This window comes from Asticcacaulis sp. DW145, assembly GCF_037101385.1.
In the GTDB taxonomy this organism is placed as follows: Bacteria; Pseudomonadota; Alphaproteobacteria; order Caulobacterales; family Caulobacteraceae; genus Asticcacaulis; species Asticcacaulis currens.
The window spans coordinates 1,603,651-1,616,950 of the sequence record NZ_AP029024.1; the positions used below are offsets into that span (position 1 = coordinate 1,603,651).

Below are 13,300 nucleotides of genomic sequence, written 5' to 3' on the forward strand. Positions count from 1 at the left end.
GACACCGCACACAAAATCGTGATCGCATGACCGCCACGCCTGCCGCCCGATCGTCCGAAATCCGCGCCCTTACCGGCCTGCGCGGCGTCGCGGCCCTGTTCGTCGTGCTCTATCACGCCACGGGCTATTTCCGCTTTCCCGATCCCTGGCAGCACTATGTGCGGCATGGCTATATTTCGGTCGATCTGTTCTTTGTCCTGTCCGGCTTCGTCATGGCCATGACCTATGGCAAGCTGTTCGACACAGGCTTTCAATGGGCGAACTTCCGCAAGTTCATCCTGATGCGCGTGGCGCGCGTCTGGCCGCTGTTTGCGCTGATGACGCTGATTACCGCCGCCCTGATCCCGACCGTTCTCGGCAAACGCTATTATTACGAAGACGTCTGGCACGGCCTTTTGCCCAACCTGACCATGACTCAAGCCTGGGGGCTGGCCAATTCCATCGTGCGCCCGTCATGGTCGATCTCGACGGAATGGGCGGCCTATCTGGTCTTTCCGCTGCTGGTGATCGGCGCGATCAAAGGCTCCTGGCAACGCGCGCTTGTGTGGACCGCACTGGCCCTCGGCCTGCTGGCCCTAGTCGCGCACGGACCGCTGTGGTTTGGCCAAACCGTGCGCCGCTCCGGCCCGCTCGATATCGCCGCTTCCTACGCCAGCGGCACGATGCTGCGCTGTCTGCTCAGCTTCTTCGTCGGCATGGTCGCCTATCGCTTCCGGGCCATGGTGCCGTCGCGCACAGCCATCCTCTTCGTCGTCGCATCGCTGCTGCTGATCGCGTGGCGGCCTTCGGACCTGATTCTGGTCGGCCTGTTTGCCGGCCTGATCATGGCCCTGTCCGATGACGAGGGCCCGGTGGCCAAAGCCTTGTCATGGCGTCCGGTCTATCTCAGCGGCGTGTGGTCCTATGCCATCTACCTGATCCACGATGTCGTGCTGTTCGGTACCTTCCGCACCCTGCCGAAGTTCGGTCTGGCCCTGCCGGGGGAGCGGGTGCACTGGCTGGGGGCAGCCATTGGCGTAACGGTGGCGCTGGGGGCGCTCGCCCACTATGGCTTTGAAAAGCCTTCACGCGATGTGTTGCGTCGCCTGATTGGGCGCTGGACCGCACGCAAACCGGAGCTTCACGCCGTGACGGGCGATTTGTCCGCCGAGCCCGCCCCTACCACAACGGGTCCGGTGACGCCCCGCGCAGAGCTTCCTGTATCCGCCGTAAAGAGCCTCCGTTGATATTGGCCGGCAGGGCGTCAATATCGAAAAAATCGACTGTCTTGATTTCGCCCTGCGACGTCATCTCCCCGCGCTCAAACCGGTCAATGCGATACAGAAGCACGTGATCGCCGGGAAAGAAGCGTTCATTGGAATGGATGGACAGCAGGCGCGGCGTTTCCAGAGGGACAATGCCGGCCTCTTCGCGCAGTTCGCGCACCACGGCGTCTCCGGCGGTTTCCAGCGCATCGACACCGCCGCCCGGCAGCCACCAGCCTTCGAGATAGGTGTGCTCGATCAAAAGGACGCGACGCTCGTCTTCGACCACAAGGCCGCGCACGCCCAGGGTCTTGCCCCGCGTCATGCGCGAATGGGCAAAGAACAGGGGCCGCGTGTACGGCTCGACAAGGCGCTTCCAGTTTTCCATGTGATAAAGATAATATAAATGTTCGCGCCCGCAACCCGTCGCGGAGCTTTTTCAGCGTCCCGGACGCAACAAGGCTTGAGTTCCCCGCCCAAGGCGCTTAATCAGATGAAAACAGGATCGACCGGAGCGTTTCAAATGCTGGCCATTGGTATTTTTGCGGGCTTCATCGCCTTCTACATGATCGTCAACTACATCGATTTTGGCCGTATTGACTAAATCGCGTCCCCAAGTCGCTCTGGTTACCGGTGCGGCCAAACGCATCGGTCGGGCTGTGGCCTTTGCCCTCGCCCAACGCGGCTATGATATCGGCGTTCATTACGGCACCTCCGCCAGCGATGCTCTGGCTCTGGTTGAGCAGTTGCGCGCGTCAGGTGTGCGCGCCGAAGCGCTTCAGGCGGACCTGTCGGACGCCGACAGTGTCAAGGCGCTGATCCCTGCGGCGGTGGCCGCTCTGGGGCCTCTCAGCCTGCTGATCAACAATGCCTCAGTGTTTTTCGATGATCGCGCCGGGACACTGACGGTCGAGCGGTGGCACGCGCATATGAACACCAATCTGCTGGCACCGGTGCTTCTGGCCCAGGGGTTTGCGGCGCAGGACGCTCTGCCCGACCGGGCGGCCATTGTTAATCTGATCGACCAGCGGGTGCTGAAACCCTCCCCGCCCTTCTTCTCCTACGGCCTGTCAAAGGCTGGGCTGTGGCACGCTACGCGCACGCTGGCGCAGGAACTGGCCCCGCGCATCCGCGTCAATGCCGTAGGGCCGGGCCCCACCCTGCCCTCCATCCACCAAACCGAAGCCGATTTCGAGGCCGAGGCCGCCTCTACCCTGCTGCGAAAGCGGGTCACACCGGAAGAGATCGCCGAGGCCGTGGTGTTTCTGGCCGAGGCCTCTTCGGTGACCGGCCAGATGATCTGCGTCGATTCGGGCCAGCATCTGGGCTGGAAGACACCGGATATGGAAGGGCTGTAACGCCTCACCAGCCCCGATGGTCTTCGCGCTATCGCTTGGCGCGTTATGGCCCTCTCCCCGCCATAGGCAGGGAGGTGTAAACTTGTGCGCTTACTTCGTGCGTTCGACGCTGTAATCGGTCAACGCTTCCAGCGCTGTGCGCCAGTCCGAGGCCTCAAAGCCTTTCAGCGCGTCCTTGGCCTTTTGCGCATAATGGCGGGCAGTTTCCATCGTCTGGGTCATCGCTCCCGATTCGACGATCAGGGCTTGTGCCTGCGCCAGATCGCCCTCGGTCTGCTCGCGCATCGAGACGGTGCGGTGCCAGAAATCAGCGGCTTGCGGCGTCGCCTTGACGGCCAAAATCAATGGCAGGGTCGCCTTGCCTTCGGCAAAGTCGTCACCGGCATTCTTGCCAAGACTCTGGGCCGTACCGCCGTAGTCGAGCGCATCGTCCTGGATCTGAAAGGCCAGACCGAGGTTCAGACCATAGTCGCGCAGGGCCTGCTGTCGCGCCGGGGACGCCCCTGCCGCCACGGCACCACTTTCCGAAGCCGCCGCAAACAAAGCCGCGGTCTTGGCCGAGATAATGTCGATATAGGTCTCTTCTGTCAGATTGACGTCATAGGCCTTCATCAGTTGCAGGACTTCGCCTTCGGCGATAACCCCCGACGCCTTGGACAGGATGCCCAGCGCCTGAAGCGAGTCGGTTTCCACCATCAACTCAAAGGCCCGCGCAAACAGGAAGTCACCGACCAGAACCGAAGACGGTGCGCCCCAGATAAGGTGGGCTGCGACCTTGCCCCGGCGCAACTGGCTGGAATCGACCACGTCGTCGTGCAGAAGGGTAGCCGTATGGATAAACTCGACGGCCGCCGACAGCTTTTGGTGGTGAATATTGGTCGTCCCGGCCAGACGCGCCGCCGCCACGCACAGCAGCGGACGCAAACGTTTGCCGCCGGCGCTGATCAGGTGTTCGGCCAGGGCCGGAATCACCGCAACGTCGCTTTGCATACGCTCGGTAATGATCGCGTTGACCGCCGCCATGTCGTCGGCGCACAGGCGCACAAGCGCCTCGACATCCGCCTTGCCCGCAGTCTCAGCGGGGGGGGATTTGTGCGTTTTCTCGATATTGGCCGTATCCAAAACCCACTACTCCGGCACACTTGGAAAGTGTTAAACCCCTTAAACTTCCTTTACGGCTTAGTCCATGCCCCGCGCGGCGAGTTTGTGCTATATCCCGATAAAATTGCTACAGTCCCGGATACACACCCCTTGCCAGAGACCGCCTTCTCGCCCCCTGCCGATGCCCTGCCGACGACCCTGCTGGGCGGTCGGGTGCGGCTGTGGCAACCGGCGAAGGGCTATCGAATCGGCATGGACGGGGCGCTGCTGGCGGCAGGGGCGGCGGGTATCATTCACGAAAAGAGGCCTCACTCATCCCCCGTAGCCCAGCCCTCCAACAGGGCCCAAGCGGGCCCCGGCGACCCTTCGCCGCTCTCGCGAAGGCCTGAGCGCAGCGAAGTAGCCGTGAGCGCTTTAGAGTTAGGTTGCGGCGTGGGGGGCGTCATTTTGTCGCTGGGCGCGCGCTGTCCGCAGGTGCGCGCCATAGGAATAGAGCGTGATGCGGCGACCTTTGCCCTGACCGAAGTCAATCTGGCGCAGGCGGGCGGTGACCATCGTGCGATTCACGGCGACATCGGTATGGGTTACCGCGCTTTCGACCTGCCGCGATTTGACCTTGTCCTGAGCAATCCGCCCTATTTCGACGACCCGGAAACGCTGCGCGCCCCGCATGAGTTAAAGCGCCCGGCGTGGATCGCCGATGACGGGCTTCAGGCGTGGCTCGACTTTGCGCAGGCCGCCGTGGTCGATGGCGGGGAGATTGTGTTCATCCACCGCGCCGACCGGCTTGCGGATATCTTAAGCGGCCTGCCGAAATGCGGGTCGTTTATCATCCGCCCCATTCAGCCTTTTGCCGATAAGGAGGCCAAGCGCATACTGGTGCGAGCCAAACGGCTGGGCAAGGCGCAGCTGCGCCTCCTGCCGCCGCTGATCCTGCACGACGAAGGCGAGCGCAAACACACACCAGAGGTCGAAGCGATCCTGCGCGGTGAGGCGGAATTGGGGTGGTAGAAAAACCCTGCCCTGATTCTACGTAAGACAGCCCCGCCGCGTGAACCGCGGCGGGACCTTCTGCTCCAAATAACGGGTGCAGGGGCGAGCCCTGCTCAGTTCACCGTTGGCTTGCCGATCACCAGATGATCGCCGTCAAAGCTGACGCTGATCACGTCGCCATCGGCAAACTCACCCACAAGGATGCGTTTAGCAATGGCATCGACCAGTTGCTTCTGGATTACCCGCTTCAAAGGCCTGGCGCCATAGGCCGGCTCGTAGCCCAGCTCGGCGAGGTGGTTGAGCGCCGCGTCGTCGATGGCGAGGGTCATCTGACGATCCTTCAGCAGCTTTTCCAGGCCCTTGAGCTGAATACGCACGATATTGCCCATCTGCCCCCGGCCGAGGCGGTGGAAGAGGATGGTTTCGTCGATGCGGTTGAGGAATTCCGGCCGGAAGTGGCGCTTGACCTCATCCATGACCAGACCGCGCACCATTTCGACGTCCTGACCGTCTTCCATATTCACGAGATACTGCGACCCCAGATTGGAGGTCATGACGATCAGGGTGTTGCGGAAATCGACCACACGCCCCTGCCCGTCCGTCAGCCGGCCGTCGTCCAGCACCTGAAGCAGGACGTTGAACACGTCCGGATGCGCCTTTTCGACCTCGTCAAACAACACGACCTGATAGGGCCGGCGGCGCACGGCCTCGGTCAGCGCCCCGCCCTCGTCATAGCCAACATAGCCCGGAGGCGCGCCGATCATGCGCGAAACCGCGTGCTTTTCCATATATTCCGACATGTCGAGGCGCGTGATGGCAGTCTCATCATCAAACAGGAATTCAGCCAAAGCCTTGTTCAACTCGGTCTTGCCGACGCCCGTCGGCCCCAGAAACAGAAAGGAGCCGATGGGACGGTTGGGGTCTTTGAGGCCCGCCCGCGCCCGGCGCACGGCATCGGACACGGCCTCAAGGGCCTCGTCCTGACCAACGACCCGCTTACGCAGTTCGTCCTCCATGCGCAGCAGCTTGTCGCGCTCGCCTTCCAGCATCTTGTCCACGGGAATACCGGTCCAGCGCGACACCACTTGGGCGATCTGCGCCGAATCGACGACTTCCGGCGTCAGCGGCGCCTCTTCCGACTTGGTTTCGGCCTCGGTGACCCTTTTTTCCAGTTGCGGAATCTGGCCGTAGAGGATTTCCGACGCCCGTTGCAGGTCGCCCGAACGCTGCGCCGACTGAAGCTCAATACGCGCGCGGTCCAGCGCTTCGCGGGCGCGCGAAGCGGCCCCGACCTTGTCCTTTTCCGACTGCCAGCGGGCAGTCAGTTGCGCCGACTTGCCCTCCAGATCACCCAGCTCCTCATTGAGCTTTTCCAGGCGCGTTTTCGAGCCCTGATCGCTTTCCTTCTGTAAGGCCTCGCGCTCGATCTTGAGCTGGACGATGCGGCGGTCCAGTTCATCCAGTTCTTCCGGCTTGGAATCGACGGCCATGCGCACGCGCGAACCGGCCTCGTCGATCAGGTCGATGGCCTTGTCAGGCAGGAAGCGGTCTGCAATGTAGCGGTTCGACAGGGTGGCCGCCGCCACGATGGCGCTGTCGGAAATCTTGACGCCGTGGTGGACCTCGTACTTTTCTTTCAGGCCGCGCAGGATCGAGATAGTGTCTTCGACCGTCGGTTCCTGCACAAAGACCGGCTGAAAGCGCCGGGCCAGAGCGGGGTCCTTTTCGACGTGCTTCTGGTATTCATCGAGCGTGGTCGCCCCCACGCAGTGCAGTTCACCGCGCGCCAGAGCGGGTTTCAACAGGTTCGAAGCGTCCATCGCCCCGTCCGACTTACCGGCACCGACCAGGGTGTGCATTTCGTCGATAAACAGCACGATCTGGCCTTCGGCCTGCGTGACTTCGTTGAGCACGGCCTTCAGCCGCTCCTCGAACTCACCGCGGTACTTGGCTCCGGCGATCAGCGCGCCCATGTCGAGCGACAAAAGCTTTTTGTCTTTCAGTGACTCCGGCACGTCGCCATTGACGATGCGCTGGGCCAGCCCTTCGACAATGGCCGTCTTACCCACGCCCGGCTCACCGATCAGGACGGGATTGTTCTTGGTGCGGCGGGCCAGCACCTGAATGGTACGACGGATTTCCTCGTCGCGTCCGATGACCGGGTCGATCTTGCCATCCAGCGCGGCCTGCGTGAGGTCACGCGCATATTTGTTCAACGCGTCGAACCCGGCCTCGGCATTGGCGGAGTTGGCGGGCTTGCCCTTGCGAAACTCTTTCTGCGCGTCTTTCAGCGCCCCCAGCGACGTGCCCGCCGCCTTAAGCAGGGCCGCCCCGTCGCTGTTGTTCAGCGCGGCGACCAGCAGACGGTCGGCGGTGACGAAGGCATCGCCCGCCTTGTTGGCGTCGTTTTCCGCTTCGGTGAACGCCTTGGCGGTATCATTGTGCATGTAAAGCTGTTGCGTGCCACCGGTGACGGACGGCAGCTTGTTCAGCGTCGTGTCGACCGCGCCGACAAAAGCTTCGGGGCGTCCGCCCGCGCGCTCGATCAGAGGCCGCGCCACGGACTCGCGGTCCTCGGTCAGGGCTTTGAGCAGATGCAGCGGGGTGAAATACTGGTGGTTGCGGCTTTGGGCAATGGCCTGCGCGCTTTGGATAAGTTTCTGAGTTTTCTCAGAGTATTTTTCGATATTCATCGTCTGGCTTCCCCTTTAGAGGCGGATGGATGTGACCGGCCCTTCGACGGAAGCAACCGCTCATCTCCTCCGATATGGTGTGATCTTCGCGCCACACAAGGGGGATTCACAGGGGAATTATTGTCGCAGCTAAAGCCGGATCACATAGGTCTTCAGCGTGGTCTCCACCACTTCCCACACGCCTGTGAAGCCCGGCGAAATGACAAAGCGCGTCCCGGCCTCCAGCCGCAGCGGGGCCTTGCCGTCCTCGTGCAGGATCGAGACGCCTTCGAGGATTTCGCAATATTCCCACTCGTCATAAACGACGCGCCACGCGCCCGGCGTCGCCTGCCAGAAGCCGGCATATGTCTTTTCATCCTCGGAGGTGTCGAGGTTCCACGTCAGAAAGCGCGGATCACCGGACACGACGCGCTCCGCAGCCGGCGCACCGGTTTCGGGCTCAGGCAGGGCGTTGCGATCGAACAGAATCAAAGACATGCACACCTCGGAAACAAAACCGGCCCCGATTAAACATCGGAGCCGGTTTCAATTCCATCAAATAAGCCGAAAGCCTATTTCGGGGCCAGAATCATGATCATCTGGCGGCCTTCCATCTTGGGCTCATATTCCACCTTGGTGGTCGCCTCGAAGTCGGCCTTGACCTGATTGAGCAGCTTCATCCCCAGTTCCGGGTGGGCCATTTCACGGCCACGGAAGCGGAGCGTCACCTTGACCTTGTCGCCTTCTTCGAAGAAGCGCGTCATGGCCTTGGCCTTCACCTCATAATCGTGCTTGTCGATATTGGGGCGGAGCTTGATTTCCTTGATTTCGACGACCTTCTGCTTCTTGCGCGCTTCGGCCTTCTTCTTCTGCTCCTGAAAGCGGAACTTACCGTAGTCGAGAATCTTGCAGACGGGCGGGTCGGCGGTCGGGGAGACTTCGACCAGATCAAGACCGGCTTCCTCGGCGGCTTCGAGCGCGGCGGACGTCGGCATGATGCCTTGTTTCTCACCGTTCTGGTCGATCAAAAGGACGCGCGGAACCTTGATGTCCTGATTGATACGGGGGCCGTCTTTCGCGGGCGGAGCTTGCATTGGGCGACGAATAGGGATGTCTCCATAGACTGTTTAAACGAACCGGACTCACCTGTCCGGAATTGGGGCCTAATTATAGGAAGGGCCTAGGGGTGATCAATCCCCTTTATGGCGCGCAAGGCGTTAATTTTTCAGCCAGTTGCCGCTTCACCTCATGTAAGCAGCGAGCGGTAGATATCAAGGGTCGCCGCACACATGGTTTCCATGCTGAAACGCTCATGCACACGTGCCCGGCCAGCGGCCCCCATGACGGCGCGCGCCGGGGCCGAGGTCAGGGCCGCCACCCGCAGGGCATCGGCCCAGGCTGTGACATCGCCGGGTGTCACCAGCCAGCCGGTCACCGCGTCTTCGACCGTTTCCGCCGTCGCGCCGTGTTTAGCCGCCAATACCGGGCGGCCCATGGCCTGCGGCTCGACCGCCGTGCGCCCGAAGGCTTCGGGCTCCAGCGAGGGGGCCAGCGCAAAATCGCACAGAGTATAGGCGGCGGGCATGTCGGAACAGTGGCCGACGATCTTCACCTGCGTTTCCAGGCCGAGCCCCGCCGCCAGTGCGCGCAATTCCTGCGTATAGTCGCTACGCCCTTGATCGTCACCCGCGAGGATCAGTTGCACATCGCTGCGCCCCAGCCCTCTGAGCGCTTCGATCACCAGAGTCTGCCCCTTCCAGCGCGTCAGACGCCCGGCCAGCAAAAACCGTGTGCGGCCATCCCCGCGCTCAATACCCCACGCCGTGGCCAGCTTGTCGAGGCGCGCGGACTCCACAGCCGCCGGATCGAACTTTTTGAGGTCCACGCCGCGCGGCACGGCGATGACCTTGGCCGGGTCGAGGTCGTACGCGCGCAGTACATGATCGCGCGTATAGTCGGAATTGGCGATCACCACATCCGCCGTGGTCATGCGCCCGTTGTACCAGCGCTTAAACCCTGACCCGGCCTTATATATACCGTGATAGGTGGTGACGGTCTTCACCCCTTCGGCCTTCGCCGCGGGCAGCGCCGACAGCGCCGGGGCGCGTGAGCGCACGTGCACGATATCGGGCCTTTCCCGGCGGATCAGCGACCGCAGCGCATAGTAGTTCTTGAACTGCACATAGGGGTTCTTCGAATGCACGGGCAAGGGCACGACCACCGCGCCGATCTGTTTCAGATAGCCCTCAAGCCGTCCACCCTTCGAGACCACTATGGCCCGCCCCCCGGCCTCGATCACTGCGCGCGCCACATCGACCACGGTCTGTTCCACGCCACCTGTATCCAGCTCAGGAACGACCTGCATCACGGTATAGGGGAAGGACGAAGGAGAAGATGAAGGGGAGGATTTCAGGGGCATAAGCGCTTGTTCGAGAGGCTCCGGGCAATTAAGGCTTATGCGCATGAGCACCGAGCCAAATCAAGACAGCACGCAGTTTCTCAACGCGTCGATCGCTTACCGCCACGTCAGAGGCGAAGGGCCCACCGTCCTGTGGCTGGGCGGCTTCAAGTCGGATATGACCGGTTCAAAGGCCGAAGCGCTGGCGCAGACCGCCCGCGCCGAAGGCTGGGATTTCCTGCGCTTTGATTATGCCGCGCACGGGGAAAGCCCCGGTCGCTGGGAAGAGGCCCGCGTCGGTCAGTGGCGGCAGAATGTGCTGGACGTAGTGGATCACCTGACCGCCGGGCCCCTGCTGATCATCAGCTCCAGCATGGGCGGCTGGATGGCGTCGCTTCTGATGCGCGACCGGCCCGAACGGGTGAAGGCCGCCGTCTTCATCGCCCCGGCGCCTGACTTTGCCACCGAACTGATGCTGCCGTCGCTATCGCCCGAAGACCGGCGGTCGCTGGAGGTTTCCGGCTTTTTCCACCTGCGCGGCTACGACTACGATGTGCCCATGTCGCAGGCCTTTTTCGATGAGGCGCGCGACCACCGGGTGTTGGATCAGCCGCTCGCCTTCGACGGGCCGGTGCGCATCCTGCACGGCCTTGCGGACGAGGTGGTGCCGTGGCCGCACGGTCTGCGGCTGGCGCAGCATCTGTCGTCAAAAGACGTGACGTTGGAACTGATCAAGGGCGGTGATCACCGCCTGTCCGGACCCGCCGATTTGCGGCGGCTGGTCGATACGGTGCGCGCCCTGCGGCCCCTTGCCAAGCCGTAAGATTTGATACCAGATAGGGCAAAGCTGGAGTCCCCCATGCGCCGTCGCTCATTCTTTGCCGCCCTGCCCGCCCTCGCCGCCACCCCGGCTCTGGCGCTGGACCCGCTGCACGGCGGGGACCGCATCGCCGGAGCGAAGTTCGCCGGACGTTCGACCGTGTGGGGCACGCAAGGGGCCGCCGCCACGGCCCACCCTATGGCCACGCTGATCGGCATAGACATTCTGCGTCAGGGCGGCTCGGCCATCGACGCCGCCATCGCCATCAATGCGGCGCTCGGCTTCCTTGAGCCCATCTCCTGCGGCATCGGCGGAGACGCCTATGTCATGTTGTGGGACCCGGCGCAAAAGACAGTGGTAGGATTCAACGGGTCGGGCCGTTCGCCCAAGGGCATGAGCCTCGACTATGTGCGCTCAAAAGCGAAGAACGGCCACATCCCGTCGTGGGGCAGCGTCTCGGTCTCCGTGCCCGGCGCGGTGGACACCTGGGGGCAGATGCACGCCCGCTATGGCCGGCTGAAATTCGCCGATGTGCTGACCCCGGCCATCGCCCTGTGTGAGCGCGGCGTACCGGTGGCCCAGACCATCGCCTTCTATCTCAATGCCAGCTACCGGCGCTTTACCAACCCCGATTCCGGCATCGAGGAGGTTCAGAACTTCCTGAAGGTTTACGCACCAAATGGGCGCACCCCGCGCGAAGGCGAAATCTTCCGCAACCCGGACCTTGGCCGTACCTATCGCTATATTGCCGAAAACGGCGCGCGCAGCTTCTATGAGGGGCAGATCGCCGACACGATCGACGCCTATTTCCGCCGCATCGGCGGGCACCTGCGCAAATCGGACCTGATGGCGCACCGCGGCGAAGACACGACGCCGCTGAAAACCACCTATCGCGGCATCGAGGTACTGGGGCTGGGGGCCAATACGCAGGGCCTGTCCACGCTTCAGATGATGAATATCCTTGAGACGTTCGACCTGAAAGGCATGGGCTTTCAGACCACCGCCTCGCTGCACACCCAGATCGAGGCCAAGCGTCTGGCCTTTGAGGACCGCGCCAAATTCTTTGGCGACCCCGCCTTTTCCAAAATCCCGGTCGAGGCCCTGTTGTCCAAGGCCTATGCGCAGGAACAGGCGGCAAAAATTCGTCCCGATGCCATCCTGCCGCGCATCGTCCCCTATGAGGCCCCGGCGCGCGGCGACACCACCTATTTCACTGTCTCGGACAAAGACGGCATGATGGTGAGCTGGATTCAGTCCAACTATCGTGGCATGGGCTCCGGCCTGATGCCGGACGGTCTGGGCTTCATGCTTCAGGACCGGGGCGAACTCTTCTCGCTGCGCGACGGCTCGCCCAACCTCTACGCGCCGGGCAAGCGGCCGTTCCACACCATCATCCCCGGCTTTGCCTGCAAAGACGGCCAGCCGTGGCTCAGCTTCGGCGTCATGGGCGGCGACATGCAGCCGCAGGGTCAGGCGCAGATTCTGGTCAACCTGATCGACTACGGGCTGGGGCTTCAGGAGGCGGGCGATGCGCCACGCTGGCACCACGAGGGGTCTTCGGAACCCACGGGCGAAGTGGCGGAAGGCACCGGCACGCTCAATCTCGAAAGCGGCGTGCCTTTGGAAACGCGCGCCGGTCTGGAAAAGCTCGGCTGGTCGATCAAGCCGTCGCCCGGCACCTATGGCGGCTATCAGGCCATCGTGACGCAGGCCGATCCTTTGGGTCGGGCCTACGGGGCGGCGACCGAAATGCGGAAGGACGGGCTAGCTCTGGCCTATTAAGCGCAATCCGATAAAGTGGGCACCACTTTACGGAAAAATTGCGCGACAAACAAAAATTTAGTGCGGGATGACGGAGACTTTCCGCACTAAGCGCCAGACTTCGCGCAGGCCTTCGCGATAGGTCGGAAAGGCCGGTCGCCAGCCCAGTTCGGCCTTGGCCAGGGCATTGGAAACGCGTTTGTTTTCGGCATAGAAGCGCCGCATTCCGGGACTCAGGTCCGGCGCGTCGAACGGGATTTCGGGTGGCACCGCAAAGCCAAAGGTCTGCGCCGCCCACACCAGAACCGCATCCGCCGGAGCCGGCTCATCATCACACAGATTATAGACCGCACCGGCGCGCCGACGATCGGCGCTGCGTAGCAAGGCGTCGGCGCAGTCGGTATCGTAAAGGCGCGAAAAGACCTGTCCCGGCTTATGGATACGTCGTGCTGTCCCGTCGCGCAGCCGTTCGATGACGCTGCGCCCCACGCCATACAGGCCCGGCAGACGAAACACCGCCACGTCGTGTTGCGCGCTTAGCGACAGCCATTGGGTTTCGGCCTGTACGCGGCGGCGGCCTTCGGTGGACAGCGGCGTCAGAGGCTGATCCTCAAAGGCCCAGCCGCCCCCCCGGTCGCCATAGACGCCGGTGGTCGAGAGATAGCCCAGCCATTGGCGCGGGGCCTGACGCAGGGTCGCCTCCAGCGCCGTAAAGGCCGGACAGCCCGCGTCATCCGGTGCAGGTGTGATCAGGATGAGATCGGCCTTTGCCGCAATATCGCTCAGTTGCGGGCTGAGCGGGTCCACGGCGTCGATGCCCTGCCCGGCCAGCCAAGTTCGCTTTTCCGCCGTGCGGGCTGTGGCCGACAGGCTATACCCGCGCGCGCGGCACAGAGCGGCAAAGGCCGCGCCGATAAAGCCGTAGCCGAACACCAGAACGCGCGTCATCGGTT

Annotated in this window: 13 protein-coding genes; 6 read left to right on the forward strand and 7 right to left on the reverse strand. The window is 62.8% G+C overall.

What is annotated here, in order from left to right; translation table 11 throughout:
• The first annotated feature begins 26 nt into the window (after positions 1 to 26).
• Positions 27 to 1,226, forward strand: a complete 1,200-nt coding sequence (locus AACH73_RS07385; RefSeq protein WP_338734469.1) for an acyltransferase — start codon at positions 27 to 29, stop codon at positions 1,224 to 1,226.
• On the opposite strand, the gene AACH73_RS07390 is transcribed toward AACH73_RS07385, so the two are convergent.
• Entirely contained in the window at positions 1,159 to 1,632 is a 474-nt protein-coding gene (locus AACH73_RS07390) for an NUDIX domain-containing protein (protein ID WP_272741249.1), read from the reverse strand. The genes AACH73_RS07385 and AACH73_RS07390 overlap by 68 nt on opposite strands.
• Positions 1,633 to 1,650: 18 nt before the next feature.
• On the opposite strand from AACH73_RS07390, the gene AACH73_RS07395 reads away from it, so the two are divergent.
• Positions 1,651 to 1,848: a hypothetical protein gene (locus AACH73_RS07395; protein WP_272741250.1), complete on the forward strand. Its 198-nt coding sequence runs from the start codon at positions 1,651 to 1,653 to the stop codon at positions 1,846 to 1,848.
• Positions 1,841 to 2,602, forward strand: coding sequence for an SDR family oxidoreductase (locus AACH73_RS07400; protein ID WP_272741251.1), 762 nt, complete (start codon positions 1,841 to 1,843; stop codon positions 2,600 to 2,602). Before AACH73_RS07395 ends, AACH73_RS07400 begins: the two co-directional genes overlap by 8 nt.
• Before the next feature lie 90 nt (positions 2,603 to 2,692).
• Here the strand turns inward: AACH73_RS07400 and AACH73_RS07405 are convergent, their stop codons facing one another.
• Positions 2,693 to 3,724 carry a polyprenyl synthetase family protein gene (locus AACH73_RS07405; protein WP_272741252.1) on the reverse strand — a complete coding sequence of 344 codons (1,032 nt, stop codon included), beginning with the start codon at positions 3,722 to 3,724 and terminating at the stop codon, positions 2,693 to 2,695.
• 129 nt (positions 3,725 to 3,853) lie between these two features.
• Here AACH73_RS07405 and AACH73_RS07410 point away from each other — a divergent pair, with 129 nt between their 5' ends.
• Positions 3,854 to 4,714 (forward strand): methyltransferase, encoded by an 861-nt coding sequence (locus AACH73_RS07410; protein ID WP_272741253.1) that lies wholly within the window; start codon positions 3,854 to 3,856, stop codon positions 4,712 to 4,714.
• Positions 4,715 to 4,809: 95 nt separating this feature from the next.
• Here AACH73_RS07410 and clpB read toward each other — a convergent pair whose 3' ends face one another.
• The 4 genes from clpB to AACH73_RS07430 all read right to left on the reverse strand — a co-directional run bounded on the left by clpB (position 4,810) and on the right by AACH73_RS07430 (position 9,733).
• Positions 4,810 to 7,389 (reverse strand): ATP-dependent chaperone ClpB, encoded by a 2,580-nt coding sequence (gene clpB, locus AACH73_RS07415; RefSeq protein ID WP_272741254.1) that lies wholly within the window; start codon positions 7,387 to 7,389, stop codon positions 4,810 to 4,812.
• A 129-nt stretch (positions 7,390 to 7,518) separates the two neighbouring features.
• Positions 7,519 to 7,866 carry a cupin domain-containing protein gene (locus tag AACH73_RS07420; protein WP_272741255.1) on the reverse strand — a complete coding sequence of 116 codons (348 nt, stop codon included), beginning with the start codon at positions 7,864 to 7,866 and terminating at the stop codon, positions 7,519 to 7,521.
• Between the two features lie 74 nt (positions 7,867 to 7,940).
• On the reverse strand, positions 7,941 to 8,462 hold the full coding sequence (infC, locus tag AACH73_RS07425) for a translation initiation factor IF-3 (protein ID WP_272741256.1): 522 nt from the start codon (positions 8,460 to 8,462) through the stop codon (positions 7,941 to 7,943).
• A gap of 152 nt (positions 8,463 to 8,614) precedes the next feature.
• Positions 8,615 to 9,733, reverse strand: coding sequence for a glycosyltransferase family 4 protein (locus AACH73_RS07430; RefSeq protein WP_272741513.1), 1,119 nt, complete (start codon positions 9,731 to 9,733; stop codon positions 8,615 to 8,617).
• A 97-nt stretch (positions 9,734 to 9,830) separates the two neighbouring features.
• Here AACH73_RS07430 and AACH73_RS07435 point away from each other — a divergent pair, with 97 nt between their 5' ends.
• Both AACH73_RS07435 and AACH73_RS07440 read left to right on the forward strand, forming a co-directional pair.
• Positions 9,831 to 10,589: an alpha/beta fold hydrolase gene (locus AACH73_RS07435; RefSeq protein ID WP_272741257.1), complete on the forward strand. Its 759-nt coding sequence runs from the start codon at positions 9,831 to 9,833 to the stop codon at positions 10,587 to 10,589.
• Between the two features lie 36 nt (positions 10,590 to 10,625).
• Complete coding sequence (locus AACH73_RS07440; RefSeq protein WP_272741258.1) at positions 10,626 to 12,368, forward strand: gamma-glutamyltransferase family protein; 1,743 nt, start codon at positions 10,626 to 10,628, stop codon at positions 12,366 to 12,368.
• 57 nt (positions 12,369 to 12,425) lie between these two features.
• Here AACH73_RS07440 and AACH73_RS07445 read toward each other — a convergent pair whose 3' ends face one another.
• Positions 12,426 to 13,295, reverse strand: a complete 870-nt coding sequence (locus AACH73_RS07445) for an SDR family NAD(P)-dependent oxidoreductase (protein WP_272741259.1) — start codon at positions 13,293 to 13,295, stop codon at positions 12,426 to 12,428.
• Between the last annotated feature and the right edge of the window lie 5 nt (positions 13,296 to 13,300).